We start from the raw sequence: 18,555 nt of genomic DNA on the forward strand, positions 1-18,555 counted from the left end.
GATCTATGAAAAACTTTTTTGCCTGGTTTGTGAAGCCGCCTGTGCTGTCCTTTATCGGCGTGCTCTTACTTTCGCTTTTGATCTGGTTCGGCGGGCCGCAGCTCGGCTTTGGCGAATCGCATCCGATGGAATCGGAAACCGTGCGCTGGGTGATGATAGGCATCGCCTTTGCGTTGTGGGCCGGCTATTTCTTGTGGAAATGGCTGCAAGCCAAATTGGCGAATGCGCAATTAATGAAGAGCATCGCCGGCGAAGGCGAAGCCGCGCCGGCTCCCGGCGCGCAGGAATCCGCCGCCGAAGTGGCCCAGCTCAGCAAGCTGATGCAGGAAGCCATGGGCACGCTGAAAAAATCCGGCAAGGGTAAATTCGGCAGCCAATACATGTACCAGCTGCCCTGGTATATGTTTGTCGGCGCGCCCGGCACCGGTAAAACCACGGCGCTGACGCAATCCGGTTTGAATTTCCCGCTGGCCGAGAGCATGGGCAAGCGCGCCATCGGCGGCGTTGGCGGCACCCGTAATTGCGATTGGTGGTTCACCGAGGAAGCCGTGCTGCTGGACACCGCAGGCCGCTACACCACCCAGGATTCGTATGCGGAAGTGGATAAGGCCGGCTGGTTCGGCTTTTTGGATCTGCTCAAAAAACACCGCCGCCGCCGTCCCATCAATGGCGTGATTGTGGCGGTCAGCGCGGCGGAATTGCTGACCATGACCGAGCAGGAGCGCAAAACCCAGGCGCTGGCGATCCGCGAACGGATCAAGGAATTGCATGACCGCCTGGAAATCCGCTTCCCGATTTATGTGCTGGTCACCAAGTGCGACTTGCTGGCCGGCTTTATCGAGTTTTTCGACAATCTGGGACGCGATGAGCGTTCCCAGGTATGGGGTACAACCTTCCCGGTGATTGATCCGCAAAAAGTGGATGATCTGCTGCAAGCCTTCCCGCAGGAATTCCGCGCGCTGGAGCAGCAATTGCAAGCGCGCGTCTTGAGCCGGGTGCAGGCCGAGCGCGATGTGCAGCGCCGTGCGCTGATTTACAGCTTCCCGCAGCAATTCGCCGCTGTTGGCGAAAACCTGAATCTGTTTTTGCATGAAGTGTTTCAATCCACCCGCTATGAAGAGCGGGCTTTGCTGCGCGGCGTGTATTTCTCCAGCGGCACCCAGGAAGGCAGCCCGATTGACCGCGTGATGGGCGCGCTGGCCGGCGCTTTCGGCCTCGACCGTCAAGCCCTGCCGCCGGGTGTGAATCAGGGCCGTTCTTATTTCCTGACGCGCTTGCTGACCGATGTGATTTTCAAAGAAGCCGATCTGGTTGGCGCGAATCTGCGTTTTGAAAAACAGCGCAAGCAGATTTTCTGGGGTTCCTGCATCGCCTTGGGCCTGTTCCTGGTGGTCGCCATGGTCTCGCTCGGCGTCAGCTATAAGCGCAATCAAGACTATATCGCCCAGGTGCAAAAACAGGTCGATGATTTGAACGCCAAGATCAAACAAGTGCCGCAAAGCGTCGGCCCTTTGACCCTGTTGCCGGTGCTGGATGACGCGCGCAAAATTTCCGGCGGCTATACCGATCAGAAAAACAAAGTCGAGACGCCATTGTTCTCGCGCTTTGGTTTGTCGCAGCGTCCCAAGCTGGGCGATGGCGCGATGTCCACTTATCAGCGCGTCTTGAAACAGGGCATGTTGCCGCTGGTGCAAGCGCGTCTGGAAGAAGAGTTGCGCAAAGGCAGTGCGGCCAACCCGGATGAATTGTATGAAACCCTGCGCGTGTATTTGATGCTGGGCGATGGCAAGCATTTTGAAGCGGAGTCTATCGGGGCCTGGATTGCCTTTGACTGGGATCGCAGCTTGAATGGCGCGAATGAAAACCAGAAAGCCGCTTTGGAAGGCCATATCGGCGCCTTGCTGGAAAGCGTCAAAGACGATACCCCGATTTCACTCAATAAAGACTTGATCGAAGGCACCCGCCTGGTGCTGGCGAATATGCCGCTGGACCAAAAAGTGTATAACCGCGTCAAGCGTGATCTGGGGGCGGCGCGCCTGCCGGAATTCTCGGCGCAAAACGCCGGCGGTTTGCAAGCGCCGCAAGTGTTTGCGCGCGCTTCCGGCCAGCCGTTGACGCGCGGCGTGCCGGGCGTGTTCACTCTGGCCGGTTATCAGAAATTTGACAGCCTGGCGAATACCGCCGTGGCGGATGTGGCGAAAGACTCCTGGGTTTTGGATAAGCAGGAAGATGTCGGCAGTCCGCAGAAAATCGAGCAGCTGAAAAAAGCCGTGGAAAAGCTGTATTACGATGAATACATCAAGCAATGGAATACCTTCCTGGCGGATGTGCGCATCAAGCCGTATTCCTCGCTGGACGAGGGCGCGCGCATTATGACGATTCTGGCCGGCGGCGAATCGCCCTTGAAGAAATTCATCCAGGCCGCGGCCAAGGAAACCACGGTGGCCAATGCCGACACCGGCAAGGCGGTGGCGGACGCCGCCGCCGGCATGTTCAAAGGCAAGATCGACGCCGCCAAAGAAAAGCTGAAAAGCGCGATTGGCGCCGACCCCACCGCCGCGCCGACCCCGACTGTGCAGCAACATCCTATCGACAAAGAATTTGAGCGCCTGCGCCTGATGGCCGGCTTGAATCCCGCCGCTGCTGCGGCTGCCGCTGGGGCCGGCGGCGCCCCGCCGCCAGGCGGGGGCGCCGCGCCGATTGACGGCACGATTGCGATGATGAAGGAATTGGCGCTGTATATGAGCCAGGCCAATCAAGCCAAATTGAGCGGCCAGCCGGCCCCGGCGGGCGACATCCTGACCCGCATTAAGATGGAAGGCGAGGGCAAGCCGGAACCCCTGGCCGGCATGCTGAAAAATGTTGATAACGCCACCTCCGGTTTGACCAAGGGCAGCGAGCGCGAGCGCATTAATTCGCTGTGGAGCGCGGGCGTGGCGCAATTCTGCCGCCAGGCGATTGCCGGACGTTATCCGATGGTGCGTTCAGCCAGCCAGGAAGTGACGGCGGATGACTTTGGCCGCTTCTTTGCGCCGGGTGGTTTGATGGATGATTTCTTCCAGAAAAACCTGGCAGCGTATGTGAATCAGGGCGGCGCCACCTGGAGCTGGCGCCCGGTTGGCAATTCCGATCTGGGCATTCCGCCGCATGTGCTGGCGCAATTCCAGCGCGCCGCCAAGATCCGCGACGCCTTCTTCGGTCAGGGCGGCAAGCAGGCGTCCTGGCGCTTTGATTTGAATGTGCTGTCGGCTGATCCGGCCCTGCTCAAGCTGACTCTGGATATCGACGGCCAGCAATTGCAATACGCCGCCGGTACGCCAAGCCGCTCTGTGAATATTCAATTGCCGAGCGGCAAGGGAAATGGCGATGTGCGCTTCTTTGATGTCATGCCGGCTTTAAGCCGCGACATGCGCACCAGCGGAACCTGGGCCTGGATGCGCATGATGGATCAGGGACGTTTGGAGGCGAACGGCGGCAAAGAGCGCTTCAAACTCAGCTTTACTCTGGACGGCAAGCCGGTGGTGCTGGATGTGCGGGCATCGAGCGTGATCAATCCTTTTGAACGCAGCGTGCTGGAGCAATTCAGCTGCATGGATAAACTGTGATGGATAACGGATACGATAGCGCGCCGGGCTTTTACGGCAAAGTCACAACCCATGGCGATTTTGTCACGCGCCGCTTGCCGCGCGCTTTTATTGACGGCTGGGACGAATGGTTGCAAGCGGGTTTGCACTATGCGCGCCAGCGTTTGGGCGCGACCTGGCTGAATGCTTATCTCACCTCGCCGCTGTGGCGCTTTGCGATCAACGCCGGGGTGCTTGACCGCGCCGCCTGGAGCGGGGTGGTGATGCCCAGCGTTGACCGGGTCGGGCGGCATTTTCCGCTGACAATTGCCTGTCCCGCTTTCGGGCAGCCGCGTTTGCTGGATTGGGTGCGTGAAGGCAATCCCTGGTTTGAGAATCTGGAGGATTTCGCGCTTTCCTCGCTGGCGGAAGGTTTTCAGCTGGAGAAAATGGAAGCGTCTTTGCAAGCCACGCCCGGCTTGACGCAGATGCTGGCGGCGCGCTTAGGCCCGCCGCGTCCGCCGGTTGGCAGCGCGACTTGCATGGCGTTTGGCAGCATGCAGCAACTGCTGCAAGCGCAAAACAATCTGGTGCAAGACTTGGCCAGCCAGGCCCTGCAAGGGGCCACGGTATGGTGGACGGAAGGCTCAGACCGCATCAAACCCTGTATGCTGATCAGTCGCGGCATGCCGACGCCGCAACAATGCTGCGCCATGATGGATGGCAATTGGAGCGGCGGCGGCTGGGTGTATCAGGAATTGGGTTGAGCCGGCGCTGGCGGTTGTTCAAAGAGGAGCTTGCATGACGATCATCCGGCCATTTCAAGCTTCAGACAGCTGCGGTGTGCGCGCGCTGATTTTGCCGATTCAGCGTGCTGAATTCGGCTTGCCGGTGACCTTGGAAGATCAGCCGGATTTGCTCGATATTCCCGGCTGGTATCAACAGGGTGCGGGTAATTTCTGGGTCGCGCTGGATGGCAGTGAGGTGGTGGGCAGCATCGCCTTGCGCGATATCGGCGCCGGCCAGGCGGCCTTGCGCAAAATGTTTGTCGCCGCGCCCTGGCGCGGCGCCCAAGCCGGTGGCGTCAGTCTGGCGCAGCAACTCTTGCATACCCTGCTGGAGTGGGCGCGCATGCAGGGGCTGCGTGAAATTTATCTGGGCACGACTGCCCAATTTGCCGCCGCGCAGCGTTTTTACCTCAAACACGGCTTTGAGGCGATTGCAGCGGCCGACTTGCCGCAACGCTTCCCGCGTATGAGGGTGGATACCCTGTTTTTCCGTTACCGCTTTCAAGCTTCAGCGCAGGCGCCGCTGGAATGAGGCGCCTGCGGCGGCGATGCGCGCCGCCCTTGCTTACCAGTTGGTGGTGATTTGCATCGCTGCATTCGGATCGCGTGCGATGGTGATGCTGCGCAGCTTGCTCAGGTCGCCATGGAAAGCGATGCTGCGCTTCTGGCTGCGGTTTTTCGCATGCCCGCCGATGAAGTGTAATTGCCCCTGCTCCAGCACCAGCAAATCTTCCTGTGTATCGCCATCAAAATCGCCGCGCAAATAATCCTGTCCCTCTGTGTGCGGATGCAAGCCGAAGTGGCGTAAATCCGGCGCGCTGGCGGCGCTGATTTCCGCGCTGCCCTCGTTGCTGCGCGGATTGCGCACCACCACCTGAATCACAGCTGTGGTCACGCCATATTGGCCATAACAACTGAGCGGCAGCACCGTGGTTTGCCGCAGATACTGGGTTTTGCTGCCGGAAGGGCCATGCGGAGTGCCGGAGGCATTGCAATAGAAAGCATACACACTGTTCCAATACAAGGTGGTGTTGCCGGGGTTTTGCAAATAGGGTGGATTGGCAGAGTACATCGTGATCACCGGCGGAATCGGCGGCGGCGCAGCCAGGCTTGGCGCTGCGCTTTCCTGCGCCGGCGCTTGCGCCAGGGCGCTGCAGGCGAGCGTGGTAAGAGTCAATGCGAGCAGGGTTTTTTTCATCGGAATGCCTTTGTGAAATATTTGTTTGGGAGCATTACTATGGCATAAAAGCATTGTTAATTTGCGCTCTATTTCAAGAAAATGATGGCAGAATGGAATTTTTCTTGTGGCTTTCATGCATGATCCTGCTGTGTTCAGCTTGATTTGTTTTGTGTTTTTGCAACTATTCAGCCGCATACAGACCGCAAGCGCAGGCTGGCGTGAGCGCAGCGATAAGTCAGCGCCCGACAGCAGGGGATCAAGCAAGGAATAGACGCGAGACACAAAAAATCTGACAGGCTCTTTTTTTAGATAAAATAAGGTCAATAATATAAAAAAGCCTTCCTGAGTCGCGCAGATTCAGCGTTTGGCGCTCTCCAGATGTTTTCCCTTCCTTCACTTTCAGGCATACCCCCATGAAACAAAACATGATGTTCGCCTTATTGGCATCCTGCTGCGCGTTTGGCGTCAGCAGCGCGCAAGCAGATACGATCAGCTTCAACTACAACTTTGATTTGACGCAACCGAGCTATCAGGAAGCGGATTTGATTTCCTTTGACGGCGCCCGCATTGAAAGCCAGCGCGTGCAAGTGGGCGATGTGGTGGAAATGACCTACACCTTCAAGCCCGGCCAAGCGATCAATCTGCGCGCCGGCAATAGTGAACAGATTTTATGGCTTGGCGCAGAGCAGGATGCTTCGCGCAGCAAGCCGAACACCAGCAATTTCACGATTGCGAATCTGTCATTTGATTTGCTGGGATTGCGCGGCAACTTCCAGAGTCCGCCCGCCGGCGCCATCCATGCCAGCGGCTCTTCGCATATCGGCTCGTATTTTTCCGGCAATTTCATCACGCCGGGACAGAGTGTAAGCTTCACCGGGCTGCGCGCCCGTTTTTCCGTGCAGGAGCTGCAAGACAATGCGCATTACTATAATGCGCCCTTCTTTTTACTGGCCAGCCTGGGCGGCTCGGTGAGTGTGCAAGCGGTGCCGGAAGCGCACACTTACGCCATGTTGCTGGGCGGTTTTGCCGTCTTGGCTTTGCTGCGCCGCCGCTACCCCAAGCCAGCCTGAAGCAGCGCCGCCGCATCATCGGCACATTGTTTGCAACAGGCCCCGGGCGGGGCCTGTTGCATCTTATGCCTGCAACGTCATCAAACTCGCATTGCCGCCGGCTGCGGTGGTGTTGAAGCATACGGCGCGCTCGGCCACCAGGCGCCACAGCGGCAGGGCGACATCTTCCACGCTTTCAATCACGCCCACCACTGCGCCTTCGCGCGCCGCCAGGATGGTGCGCAGGCTGGATAAGAGGGAAGATTGCACCAGCGCGATTTGGAATTCCTCCGCCACCGCATCCAGGCTGTCCGCCACGGTAATTTGCTGCAATACGGCTTGCGGCAAACCTTGCGGCAGCAGGTTTTGCTGACGCGCCAGGATGATGGCGCGGTTGCCGGTGGCGAACAGGGCCAGCATTTGATTCAATAACACCGGCAAATCGCTGGCGGCGCACAATACCGCGCCGCGCTCGGCGAAGCGCAGGGTGTTGCGTTCACCGGTCGGGCCGGGTAATTGCAACTCTGTCCCCAACAGCGATTGGTGCAAGTATTCATCGCCAAGCGCGGCGACCCGTGCATGGCCATGGGTTTTGGCCCAGTTCAGCAAGGCGTCCAAGGCCGGTGTGGCGGGGCGCTCGTGAATCTGGTGACCACCCAATTGCACATGCGGATTGCGTTGCAGACGTTTCAAATACAGCGGGCCGCCGGCTTTCGGGCCGGTGCCGGATTTGCCTTCGCCGCCAAAGGGTTGCACGCCGACTACCGCGCCGACGATATTGCGGTTGATATAGATATTGCCGACATGGGCGCGCTGGCAAATGAAGTTGATGGTTTCGTCAATCCGCGAATGGATGCCCAGCGTTAAGCCATAGCCGGTGCGGTTGATCGAGTCGATCACTTGCGGCAAATCCTGGCGCGCATAGCGCAGCACATGCAAGACCGGGCCGAATACTTCACGCTGCAATTCGCTCAAATCGTTGATTTCAAACACCACCGGCGCAATGAAAGTGGAGGCGGCGGCGTCAGCGGCATTGCGCAGCGCCGGCGCGGGCAATTCGTAATGACTGCGCGCGCTGGTTTTCATGTTGTCGATATGGGCTTGCAAACCGGCTTGCGCGTCAGCGTCAATCACCGGGCCGATATCTGTCGCTAAGCGGTCGGGATTGCCCAGGCGCAGCTGTTGCATGGCGCCTTTCAACATGGTCAGCACCTTATCCGCAATGTCTTGCTGCAAATACAGCACGCGCAAAGCGGAGCAGCGCTGACCGGCGCTGTCAAAGGCGGAGGAAATCACATCTTGCACCACTTGCTCGGGCAGGGCGGAAGAATCGACGATCATGGCGTTTTGTCCGCCGGTCTCAGCGATCAGCGGGATATCGCAGTTTTCCGCCACCGCGCGTTTAGCCAGGGTGCGATTGATGATTTGCGCCACTTCAGTCGAGCCGGTGAAAATCACCGCCTTCACGCGATGGTCGCCGACCAGCGCGGCGCCGACCACTTCGCCGCGTCCCGGCAGGAATTGCAGGGCATACGGCGGCACGCCGGCGGCATGCAGGATTTGCACCGCGCGGTGCGCAATCAGCGGGGTTTGTTCCGCCGGCTTGGCCAGCACCACATTGCCGGCGGCCAGCGCGGCGGCCAGCTGGCCGATGAAAATCGCCAGCGGGAAATTCCAGGGGCTGATGCAAACCACCGGGCCGAGCGCCAGCGGGTTGGGATGACTTGCCACTTGCGCGGCGTAATAGCGTAAAAAGTCCACCGCTTCGCGCACTTCCGCAATCGCATTCTGGAAGGTTTTGCCGGCTTCGCGCACCGCCAGGGCAATAAATTCCGGCATCGCTTCTTCCAGCGCATCGGCGGCGCGATGCAAAATGCGTGCGCGCTCTGCCGGCTCCACGGTTTGCCAATCCAGCGCATATTGTTCGGCGCAGGCCAGCGCGGCTTGCACTTGGGCCGCATCGGCTTCCTCCACCTGGCCTACCACATCGCGTCTTTGCGCCGGGTTCAGCACCGGCTGGAATTCAGGCGTATGCGCGGCTTTGGCTTCCACGCCCAAGAGCGGCGCGGCGTGCCAGTGGCGTGCCCCATCCAGGCTGGCCCCCAGGCTGCGCAATACCTCTTCATTGCTTAAATCCAGACCGCGCGAATTGGCGCGTTCGTCGCCATACAAATCGCGTGGCAGCGGAATGGCGGGATGCAGTTTGCCGCCGCTGTCCAGGCTGGCTTGCACCGGATCGCCCAGCAATTGATCCAGCGGAATGTCTTCGTCCACGATCTGGTTGACGAAGGAGGAATTGGCGCCGTTTTCCAGCAGACGCCGCACCAGATAGGCCAGCAGCGTTTCATGCGAGCCGACCGGGGCGTACACGCGGCAGGCTTTATTCAGATTGGCGGCCCCGACCACCTGGTCGTACAGGGTTTCGCCCATGCCGTGCAGGCATTGAAATTCATAATGATCAATTTTGTCCTGCTGCGCCCAGGTGTAAATGGTGGCCAGGGTGAGCGCATTATGGGTGGCGAATTGCGGGTAAATCACATCTGTTGCGGCCAGCAGTTTTTGCGCGCACACCAGGTAGGACAGGTCGGTGTGATATTTGCGGGTGTACACCGGGTAGCCGGGCAGACCATCGACCTGGGCGCGCTTGATTTCCGAATCCCAGTACGCACCTTTGACCAGGCGCACCATGAATTTGCGCTGGCTGCGGCGCGCCAGATCGACCAGATAATCGATCACATACGGGCAGCGTTTTTGATAGGCTTGCACCACGAAGCCGATGCCGTCAAAACCGGCCAGGCTGGGATCCGCCGCCATCGCTTCCATCAAGTCGAGCGAGATTTCGAGGCGGTCGGCTTCTTCAGCGTCGATGTTCAAGCCGATATTGTATTGCTTGGCCAATTGCACCAGCTTGGTCAGGCGCGGCAGTAATTCTTCCATCACCCGCGCATGCTGCGCGCGCGCATAGCGCGGATGCAGGGCGGACAGCTTGACCGAGATCCCGGGGCCTTCCTGAATCCCGCGTCCGTTCGAGGCTTTGCCGATAGCGTGGATGGCTTCTTCGTAGGCGGCGTAATATTTGTCAGCGTCGTGCTCAGTCAGCGCCGCTTCACCCAGCATGTCATACGAATAGCGATAGCCGCGCGCCTCATTTTCGCGTGCATTTTTGAGCGCTTCGCCTATCGTCTGACCAGTCACGAATTGATTGCCCAGCATGCGCATGGCCAGATCCACGCCCTTGCGGATCAGCGGTTCGCCGCCTTTGCTGATCAGGCGCGTGATGGCCGAACCGAGGCCGCCTTCACTGTTGGAAGAAACCAGTTTGCCGGTGATCAGCAAGCCCCAGGTGGCGGCATTCACAAACATGGAAGGCGATTCGCCCAGATGGCGTTTCCAATCGCCTTTGCTGATTTTGTCAGCGATTAAGCGGTCAGCAGTGGCTTTGTCGGGAATCCGCAGCAGCGCTTCGGCCAGACACATCAGTGCCACGCCTTCTTCAGAGGACAGGGAAAATTCATGCATCAGCGCATCCACGCCGGAAGCGCGGGTGCGTTTTTCGCGCACGGCGGCGACTAATTTGCGCGCCAGATTGCTTTGCTGTTCGCGCACATCAGCTTTGCCGGACAGCGCGGTTTGCAGTGAGGTGTGCAAAAACTGCACCGCTTCCACTTCATCGCGCCGGTAGGCGGCGGTAATCGCGCTGCGCAGCGGGGTAAAACTGCGCCGGATTTCTTCCTGGTATGCGGCAAAAGGGATAAAGTCTGCGCCGGGGCGGGTAGCTTGTTGCATGCAATCTCTCATCAATACGGTCAGGGGTGGAAGCGTTGATTCGCGCAGATGCGTATCAGGCCTGACTTTGTGCCATACTGCGCAGCCATCGCCACAACCTCATTTTGCATCTGGTCAACATTCGGCAATTGTACGGGTGTTTGTTGTAGATTTATTCCGGTAATCAGGAATTTTGCCCATACAATGCATTTTAATGAGACAATTTAGCCAAATAAAATTTCAGGAAAGAAATTCCACCCTGCCGCGCGCCAGAGTTTTATCTGCAATCGCTGTATCTCCATACAGTCCTGTCTTTGCCTGAAATTCAAAGGCGTGCGTTTTTGTTCACAACAGGAAGCAATATGCTTGACAAGATTAGCAAAAAGATTTTGACCGAATTGCAAAGCGATGGCCGCATCAGCAATGTGGAGCTGGCCGCACGTGTCAACCTGTCGCCGGCGGCCTGCCTGGAACGGGTGCGCAAACTGCACGAAGCCGGCTACATCCTTGGCTACACCGCGCAACTCAATCCGCAATTACTTGATGTGTCTTTGCTGGTGTTTATCGAAGTGGTGTTGGATCGCACCACGCCGGAAGTGTTTGACGCATTCAAACGCAGCGTGCAAACAATTCCCGAAGTGCAGGAATGTCATATGGTGGCGGGCGGGTTTGATTATCTGGTCAAGGCGCGCGTCAAGGACATGGGCGCGTATCGCGAATTTCTCGGCAAAACCCTGTTGCAGTTGAAAGGCGTGCGTGAAACGCATACCTACGCTGTGATGGAAGAAGTGAAAAACACCACCAAGCTGCCGATCCGCTAAGCGGCTTGTGCGCCGACGAAAAAAACAGGCTGTGGCGCTTTGCCACAGCCTGTTTTTTTATGGCGCCGGCGCATGGCCGGCGGATTCAGAATTCGGCGCGTGATTCCGCGCATGCATAGACTGTTTCGCTCCAGTCGCGGGTGCGCAATTGAGGCATCCGTCTGGCGCGCTGCGCGAGACTGCGGCGCACCAGAAAAACCACGCTGACCACCATAGCCAGCACCAGCAGCAACAAGATCAGTTTCAACATGATTTTCCCCTTTGGCGATAAAGATTTCTTTTGGCGTTAACGGCATTATCAAGGTTTTTTTGATAAGAGCACAGAAGAAGATTGTAAAAAATTATGTGAGAACAGTTTTACTTGCGGATGACAGCATGCATGGCATGCAGGGTAACAGATACGCTGCACTGAAGGGTGCCCCGACATTCGGTATTTTGATTGCATGCCGGCAATCCCTGTGTTATATTCCACACACTTTCTGTCTGATTCCGGTTCGCAACCTTGTTTGCGCAATGCCCGCCGAATCCAGACCCGTTTCACTTCCCCCCTATTTCCCTCCCGAGGTTGTTTGATGTTTTCTCCCCTGCTGCGCGCTGTCGCTTGCTCTTCTCTGTTGGCTCTGATGCTATGGGCTTGTGGCGGTGTGACGCCGCCGAATGAATTGCAATTGCTGCCGGCTGCCGGATTTGAAACGGGATCAATGAATGTGGCCAGCGCCGATGCGCCCTTGCCGCGACCGGCTGCGCAGCCGTGTGTGGTGGATTTGTATGCGGATAAGGAATTCCGCGATTTTTCTTCCAGCAGTTTTAAATACAACCCGGTTTGCCCCGGCCCCTGGGCCAAAGTGATTTTGCAGGCCGATTTTGCGGTGAATGCAGGCCGCCAGTTTGACCGCACCGGCCATATCTCGCTCGGTGGCGTCAATCTGTACACCGGCACAACGCAAGAACCTTCGGCGGCGAATGCGGCCAGCTGGCGGATTGAGCGCGATGTCACCGATTACTCGCGCCTGTTTGCGCAAAGCCAGGAAGGCGCGGTTGACTTGGATAATCTGGTCAACGAAACCTATACCGGCGTATTGCGCGGCAGCGCGCGCCTGCTGTTTTATCCGCACGAAGGCGACAGCATAGCGCCGCGCAGCGCGGATATGGTGATTGCCCTGACCGACCGCAAAGATGGCCGCCCGCTGCAATTAAAACAGGGCGCACCCGAATATAAGCACACGCTGCAATTGCCGCGCAATAATTTGCGCGCCTATCTGGATGTGATTGCGCAGGGGCAGGCCGATGATGAATTCTGGTACGCCTGCGCCCCGGATGATCTCGCGGAAACTTTACAAACCTGTCCCGGTGGTGGCTTGCGTCAAGTGCAAGTGCTGTTGGATGACAAGCCGGTCGGGCTGGCCCCGATCATGCCCTGGATGTTCACCGGCGGCATCAGCCCGCGTCTGTGGCGGCCGATTCCCGGCATTCATGCCCTGAACTTCCAGCCCTTCCGCCTTGACCTGTCTCCCTTGGTGGGGATTTTGAATGATGGCCGGCCACACACGCTGGCTTTACGGGTGCAGAATGTGCGCCATTATTTCAATTTGAGCGCCAATCTTTTGCTGTATCGTGATGCGCAAAGCGAGAGTATTCCGGGCCGCCTGCTGGAAAACACCCTGAGCGCACCGCAACAGCAGCTGCGCAAGCAGGCGCAGGGCGACACCCTGAGCGAATTGCAGGTGAGCAGCGATAACAGCTATGTGTTGCGGGGTGAAATCCATACCGCGCGCGGTCGGGAGTTGTTGGAGGTGGAGCAGAAAATGCGTTTTTCGAATCTGCAAAAATATGCAGGCGCACTGCAAGTGTTTGACCAGGGCAGCACGCTGGAAACCAGCTCACGCGTCAGCACGGCATACGCCAGCAGCCGCTTGCAGCGCAGCTACAGCATGCCGCTGTGGCTCAGTCATCGCGATGAAAATGGTTTGCTGGATATCCGTATGAAGTTGGGCTTGCATGCAGTCAACCGCTTGAGCTGGCAGGATAATTTGAGTTGGGGCAGCCAGACCACGCATGAACTGGAAACCACCGTGGCGCGCACTGTCCCCGGCGCCAGTTTGAGCAGCAAGGCTTGGCATCGGCTTGAACAGCGGGATACGCGCGGCGCCTGTTTTGCGCGTCTGGTGAATGCGCAGGACGCCAAATTGCAAAGCGCACAGGATGAAAGCGCTTGTCGCCAGCCTGTGCAAGACAAGCCCTGGGGCATTCAGCCTTTGGAGTGGGGCGATTTGTGGCTGGCTTTGATCAATCAATAAATATGCACACACAGTTGGAACATCATCAGCATCAAGGCGGCGCCGCGCAATATGCGCTGTGCATTCTGGCGCATGATCTGGATGACCCGATGAATATCGGCAGCCTGTTTCGCATGGCTGACGCATTGGGCGTGGCGAAAATCTATCTGAGCGGCAGCTCACCCACCCCGCCGCACGCCAAAATCAAGCGCACATCCCGTTCGGCGGAAAAATATGTGGCCTGGGAATATGCGCCGCAAGCCTTGCCGCTGCTTGAGCAATTGCGGCGCGATGGCTGGCGCATTGTCTGCCTTGAAATCACCTCGGCCAGCATTCCCTTGCGTGAATTCGCTATCGCCCCCGGCGATAAAATCTGCCTGATTCCCGGTTCGGAAAACAGCGGCGTGTGTCAAACCTTGCTGGATGCAGCGGATGTTGCGCTGCATATTCCAATGCAAGGACAGAACTCTTCCATGAATGTGGCGACTGCCTGCGCGATTGCCGCGTATGACATTTGTGGCAAGCTGATCCCGGGCGCAGCTTGATGCTATGCGCTTTGCGCCTGCGCTGAGACAGGTTTCCCCTTTTCTTGGCAAGGCTTGCTTGGCGCTTTCAGTATATTCGGATTGCGGCGGCAAGCCCTGGCCAGTCCCTCCGCCGCACCGTCCGGCAATCGGATTCTGACGCCGCCGGTTTTTCCAACGCCAATTTGCTGCATTTCAGCCGGCGCCACTTATGGCGATAATACGACGGCCATTTCCGGCTTGTTTAATCCCAATATCGCCATGCGACAAAGTTGGTCGATCTGTCTGATAGTGAGCAATCACGCCGCAGCAGCAATGCCTGCGCTACCCTGAGCCGGGACTGATTCCGCTTTATTGCAAGCAATGCCGCACAGTGCCGAGCCTTTGGCGCGAGGCGATGCTGTTCTTGACAGACACTTGCTTATTTTGCATTAAAATGATATGCTAGCTTACCAAATGTTTGGAGGTATGTATGCACATCCCCTGTTTCAATCAAGCGATCCATCCCCGTCCTCAGCAATTCCCGGGCCTGCGTTTGCGCCTTCTGACCTGCGCGCTTGGCGCCTGCTACGGCTTGGCCATGGCTAATCCACAACAGCCTCAAGTCGTTCATGGGCAAGTCAATATCGATCAACAGGGCAAGATGATGCAAATCACCAATTCGCCTAACGCCATCATCGACTGGCAAAGTTTTTCGATTGCCGCCGGTGAAACTACCCGTTTTATTCAGCAAAGCGCTAACAGCACTGTGCTTAACCGCGTGCGCGGGGTGGATCCTTCGCAGATTTTCGGCGCTTTGCAATCGAATGGGCGGGTGTTTTTGCTGAATCCTAACGGGATTTTGTTCGGCCCCTCGGCCAAGGTCGATGTGCACAGCCTGGTCGCATCCAGTCTGCCGATGGCGAACGAAGATTTCTTGCGCGGCAAATGGCAATTTGGCGATGGCAAGGCATATGACGGTAAAGTAATCAATGCCGGCCAGATCAACAGCGAAGCCGGCGGGCAGGTGATGTTGATTGCTCCGCAGGTGGAAAACAGCGGTATCATCACTTCGCCACAGGGGGAGGTGATGTTGGCGGCGGGCCATTCCGTGCAGTTGGTGGATGCGAACAACCCGGATATGCATGTGGTGGTCTCGGCGTCTGAGCAGCAAGCCCTGAACCTGGGTGAAATCGTGGCGAATGCCGGCAAGATCGGGATTTACGGCGCACTGGTCAAGCAGCAGGGCAGGGTGTCAGCGGATTCGGCCCAGCTCGACGCCAGCGGCAAGGTCGTCTTCAAATCCAGCAGCAAAACAGTACTGGGTGAGAACAGTGTGACCAGCGTGCGCGGCGTGGGCAATGGCGGCACGCTGATGGCCCTCGGGCCGCAAATCCATATGCAAGATGCGGCCCTGATTGACGCCAGCGGCGCCACGGGCGGCGGCACAGTCATGCTGGGAGGCGACTTTCAAGCTAATCAAGCGCCGACGCCAAACGCGCAGGAAGTTATTGTGCACCTTCAGGCGCAGATTCTGGCCAAGGCAGAGCAAAGCGGCGTCGGCGGCAGCATCCTCGCCAGGAGCGAAGGCCTGACCGGGTTCTACGGTACGGCAGACGTTTCCGGCATTGCGCAAGGAGGGTTGTTGGAAACTTCCTCCGGGCAGCACTTAAATGTGCGTGCGGAATCTGTGCGCGCTTCTGGCGCCAAGGGAGGTTCATGGTTGCTTGGCATGAATGACATTACCGTAGCGCGCGGCCATATTGGCGTCACCACGGATGGGGTGTTTACTATTGGTAGTGAAGACATTAATCAAGCATTAAACAATGGGTTTGACGTTCGTTTGCAAACCAACAATAAGCAAGGGGTAATCAAATTACATAGTGGTGATATTAACAATGAAAAAGGAGGCGCCCGGTTATTGACAATGGCCGGTAAAGTCGAAGGTCGTCAGGATTTTAAATTAAGTGCTGTAGCGCAATCTTCTTTGAGCATTGATCTGCTGAATGGAGGTGTGCTGAGTGGTGAATTTGACTTAAATGGCGGTGCATTAAAATCCATTCCTGGCGATAGTGTTAACTTTGAGTCTTTAACTTTAAGACAAGCTAACATGCAAGGAGATTTCATAGTAAAAGGGAAGGGATATTATTTAAATGTAGAAAATGGTGTGAAGTTGGATGATAATTCAAGCATCTCACTGTTTAATGACACGCAAATGTGGGTAAGTGATACTCTGCGCGCAGGAAAAAATGGCGTGATCAAGATGTATGGAGATCCTTCTGGTTTGCTTTTTTCAGATCATGGTCCACGTTTGGTTCTTTATCCTTTATTTAATGGGAAATCGAGCGATATTGATATTTTTCCATCAATCCAGATTCAAGACGCTGGCTCCAGTATTGATACTGGAGGCTCATTGGCATATATTCGTTCGCCGATTATTGTTGAAAAAAATGGTTCCGTATGGCACAAAGGTTCCCTTCCTTTGACCAGTACTTCAGTTATTCACATCAAAGAGGACGCTCTGCTGCAGGCAGGGAAGGTGAATCTTTCTGGAAAATTTATTATTGAGAAGGACGCCAAAGCGTATTTGGATGAAGTTAATACGGCAAGTCTGAGCGAATTGACAAATCATGGCCGCCTTATATCGAAATCAATTGATAATCGCGGTGCAATTTTGGATATTACCCCAGGAGGCCCTCTGGGTGATAATGAACGTGTCACTTTATATGAAATTAATGGTGGCGTGATCAAGGCAAACAAGACAAGAATGATTGATTTTGATAATCACTTATCTCTTAAGAGTGTAAGTATGGATGGTGATTTTGAATTGTTTAATCCTACGACTGTCTATGGTGATTTGCATTTGAAAAATGGCACGCGGCTGACGATTGGTGATTTTTTCAGTGGCACTAATGAAGCGCCTAACAGGCTTTTATCATTTGATGATCAAAAGCATCAATCAATTTTAAGCGATGGTATGGCTGAAATCAACTTCCGGGCAGCCGCTCTTAATATTCATTCCAGTTATGAAACGAACCTCAAAACACTAAAATTAAACCAGGGCATCTCCCTTACAGGAAACTACCAGATTGTTAAATCTGGAAATTTAGATGTGAAATTAATCAATCAAGCCATTATGCGTGCAGATGCTGAAAATAAAAACATCATTCGAGATGTTCATCTGCAACAAGATGGTGAGATTGTAATCAGCGCGGGCGCTTCGTTTGATCTTAGCGAAAGTATTTTGCACGCGGGCAACGGCCACACCATTAATTATGGAAATTTGCGCCTGTCTGAAGGGTTTTCCAAGCTGGGGCAGATCAAAAACCACAATACGATTGATCTTAATTTATCCAGCCAAAATCAAAGCATTGATTTACGTAATCTGGGAGCATCTATCAATCTGTCAGGTAAGGTTCAGGGAGGGGAAATTCTGGCGAACCAAGGCAGTGCGATTCATTTATCCAATCTGAGTCTGGATAATGTTGAATTGGGTGGCATGCTTCAATTGTCTGGCGCTGCCAATGTGCTGCAGGATTTCTTGCTCAAACCCGATGCGCAGTTGCACGCAAATGCGCTCTCATTGCAATTCCAAGGTGGACAAACGCATCGCATCAGCAGTCCGGGGCAGGCCCGCATACAAGTCAACACCCCCCTTTTGAACATTCTTCATACCGATCCCTTGCAGCTGCAAATCGATCATGGGGTGAGTGTTTCTGGCGCAATCAATGTCAGCGGCATGAGCAAAGGCGCATTGCTGAACTATGGCCAAGTCACGCTGGTGCAAAATTCTGACTTCAGTCAACTTGCCCTGGAAAATCATGGGAAGCTGGTGCTTGACGGCGCCAGCTTGAAAGTGAATAACAGTCTGCACAACATGGGCAGCATGGTATTGCGCAATCAGGCCGAACTGCACACACAGGGGAATACGCTGCATAACCAGGGCATGCTCAGTGGCAGTGGCGTTTTGAACTTGGTCGGCAGCATCTTGCACAATACCGGCACAATCGCCCCAGGCGATGAGTCGGGTTTTGGACGTATGCAGATCAATGGCAATCTCAATCTGCAGCAAGGCGGGATGCTGCAATTGACGCCAGCATTGAGCACGCCAGGCGTGCAGCTGGGCGTGAGCGGTGATTTACAAATTGATGGCTTGCTGCGCTTGCGTGCGCCTGCCGGGGATGTTTGTGGCCAATGCAAATTATTGGAAGCAGGGGGGCAAATTGATGGCCGCTTCAGCGCTGTGCAGATTTCCCCGGAATTGAGGGGGGATTTGCGCAACGTGAAAAATGCCTGGTATTGGTTGGCGCAGCAAAAACCAATTGGCGACAAACCGGGCAGCGATGGCGCGAATGGCGGCAGTGTGGTTCCGCCCACGCCGAAGCCGGGGTATAGCCTCAGCTCTATTCCGCGCCCAGGCGGCAATGCGCCGCCGACGGTACTGCAACTGCCCATTGGCGCCAGCACGCCTCAGGCGCGTGGATTCCCAGCGCCAAACAGCAATCAACCCACAGGCGCTGTGCCGCAAGCCAAGATGCCGGTGGTGGACGCCAGTTTGCAAGCGGTCAGCGGCAGCAGTACTCCCCAAGCCAGGTATAAGTAGGCTGACA

The 18,555-nt window shown here is 56.2% G+C and carries 11 protein-coding genes; 8 read left to right on the plus strand and 3 right to left on the minus strand.

Translation table 11 applies throughout. The annotated features are described in order from the left end of the window. Nucleotides 1–5 precede the first annotated feature (5 nt). Genes tssM through V8J88_RS00685 form a run of 3 tightly spaced genes read left to right on the plus strand, consistent with a single transcriptional unit; the run spans nucleotide 6 to nucleotide 4,883 of the window. A complete protein-coding gene (gene tssM / locus V8J88_RS00675) occupies nucleotides 6–3,605 on the plus strand; it encodes a type VI secretion system membrane subunit TssM (protein ID WP_338847218.1) in 3,600 nt (1,199 codons plus the stop codon). After that, the gene (gene tagF, locus V8J88_RS00680; RefSeq protein WP_338847219.1) at nucleotides 3,605–4,330 is read left to right on the plus strand and encodes a type VI secretion system-associated protein TagF; all 726 of its coding nucleotides are present in this window, start codon (nucleotides 3,605–3,607) and stop codon (nucleotides 4,328–4,330) included. Before tssM ends, tagF begins: the two co-directional genes overlap by 1 nt. A 34-nt stretch (nucleotides 4,331–4,364) precedes the next feature. After that, nucleotides 4,365–4,883: a GNAT family N-acetyltransferase gene (locus V8J88_RS00685; protein ID WP_338847220.1), complete on the plus strand. Its 519-nt coding sequence runs from the start codon at nucleotides 4,365–4,367 to the stop codon at nucleotides 4,881–4,883. Nucleotides 4,884–4,916: 33 nt separating this feature from the next. On the opposite strand, the gene V8J88_RS00690 is transcribed toward V8J88_RS00685, so the two are convergent. Further along, nucleotides 4,917–5,549, minus strand: a complete 633-nt coding sequence (locus V8J88_RS00690; protein ID WP_338847221.1) for a hypothetical protein — start codon at nucleotides 5,547–5,549, stop codon at nucleotides 4,917–4,919. Between the two features lie 395 nt (nucleotides 5,550–5,944). On the opposite strand from V8J88_RS00690, the gene V8J88_RS00695 reads away from it, so the two are divergent. Next, a complete protein-coding gene (locus V8J88_RS00695) occupies nucleotides 5,945–6,601 on the plus strand; it encodes a hypothetical protein (RefSeq protein ID WP_338847222.1) in 657 nt (218 codons plus the stop codon). 63 nt (nucleotides 6,602–6,664) lie between these two features. Here V8J88_RS00695 and putA read toward each other — a convergent pair whose 3' ends face one another. After that, nucleotides 6,665–10,366, minus strand: coding sequence for a trifunctional transcriptional regulator/proline dehydrogenase/L-glutamate gamma-semialdehyde dehydrogenase (putA, locus tag V8J88_RS00700; protein ID WP_338847223.1), 3,702 nt, complete (start codon nucleotides 10,364–10,366; stop codon nucleotides 6,665–6,667). A 341-nt stretch (nucleotides 10,367–10,707) separates the two neighbouring features. Here putA and V8J88_RS00705 point away from each other — a divergent pair, with 341 nt between their 5' ends. Continuing rightward, nucleotides 10,708–11,166 (plus strand): Lrp/AsnC ligand binding domain-containing protein, encoded by a 459-nt coding sequence (locus V8J88_RS00705; protein WP_338847224.1) that lies wholly within the window; start codon nucleotides 10,708–10,710, stop codon nucleotides 11,164–11,166. Nucleotides 11,167–11,251: 85 nt separating this feature from the next. On the opposite strand, the gene V8J88_RS00710 is transcribed toward V8J88_RS00705, so the two are convergent. After that, entirely contained in the window at nucleotides 11,252–11,416 is a 165-nt protein-coding gene (locus V8J88_RS00710) for a hypothetical protein (RefSeq protein ID WP_338847225.1), read from the minus strand. Between the two features lie 322 nt (nucleotides 11,417–11,738). On the opposite strand from V8J88_RS00710, the gene V8J88_RS00715 reads away from it, so the two are divergent. From V8J88_RS00715 to V8J88_RS00725, 3 genes are all read left to right on the plus strand, one after another. After that, nucleotides 11,739–13,463 (plus strand): peptide-N4-asparagine amidase, encoded by a 1,725-nt coding sequence (locus tag V8J88_RS00715; protein ID WP_338847226.1) that lies wholly within the window; start codon nucleotides 11,739–11,741, stop codon nucleotides 13,461–13,463. A 2-nt stretch (nucleotides 13,464–13,465) separates the two neighbouring features. Continuing rightward, nucleotides 13,466–13,987, plus strand: coding sequence for a TrmH family RNA methyltransferase (locus V8J88_RS00720; protein ID WP_338847227.1), 522 nt, complete (start codon nucleotides 13,466–13,468; stop codon nucleotides 13,985–13,987). A 451-nt stretch (nucleotides 13,988–14,438) separates the two neighbouring features. After that, nucleotides 14,439–18,548, plus strand: coding sequence for a filamentous hemagglutinin N-terminal domain-containing protein (locus V8J88_RS00725; RefSeq protein ID WP_338847228.1), 4,110 nt, complete (start codon nucleotides 14,439–14,441; stop codon nucleotides 18,546–18,548). Nucleotides 18,549–18,555: the final 7 nt, after the last annotated feature.

Origin of the sequence: Massilia sp. W12 (assembly GCF_037300705.1) — a bacterium.
Lineage (GTDB): Bacteria > Pseudomonadota > Gammaproteobacteria > Burkholderiales > Burkholderiaceae_D > JACPVY01.

Bases quoted from the DNA above. Each gene is read 5' to 3' on its own strand.
- V8J88_RS00710 (WP_338847225.1), bottom strand. From the start codon at position 11,416: ATGTTGAAACTGATCTTGTTGCTGCTGGTGCTGGCTATGGTGGTCAGC.
- V8J88_RS00720 (WP_338847227.1), top strand. From the start codon at position 13,466: ATGCACACACAGTTGGAACATCATCAGCATCAAGGCGGCGCCGCGCAA.
- V8J88_RS00685 (WP_338847220.1), top strand. From the start codon at position 4,365: ATGACGATCATCCGGCCATTTCAAGCTTCAGACAGCTGCGGTGTGCGC.
- V8J88_RS00695 (WP_338847222.1), top strand. From the start codon at position 5,945: ATGAAACAAAACATGATGTTCGCCTTATTGGCATCCTGCTGCGCGTTT.
- V8J88_RS00715 (WP_338847226.1), top strand. From the start codon at position 11,739: ATGTTTTCTCCCCTGCTGCGCGCTGTCGCTTGCTCTTCTCTGTTGGCT.
- tagF (WP_338847219.1), top strand. From the start codon at position 3,605: ATGGATAACGGATACGATAGCGCGCCGGGCTTTTACGGCAAAGTCACA.
- putA (WP_338847223.1), bottom strand. From the start codon at position 10,366: ATGCAACAAGCTACCCGCCCCGGCGCAGACTTTATCCCTTTTGCCGCA.
- V8J88_RS00690 (WP_338847221.1), bottom strand. From the start codon at position 5,549: ATGAAAAAAACCCTGCTCGCATTGACTCTTACCACGCTCGCCTGCAGC.
- tssM (WP_338847218.1), top strand. From the start codon at position 6: ATGAAAAACTTTTTTGCCTGGTTTGTGAAGCCGCCTGTGCTGTCCTTT.
- V8J88_RS00705 (WP_338847224.1), top strand. From the start codon at position 10,708: ATGCTTGACAAGATTAGCAAAAAGATTTTGACCGAATTGCAAAGCGAT.
- V8J88_RS00725 (WP_338847228.1), top strand. From the start codon at position 14,439: ATGCACATCCCCTGTTTCAATCAAGCGATCCATCCCCGTCCTCAGCAA.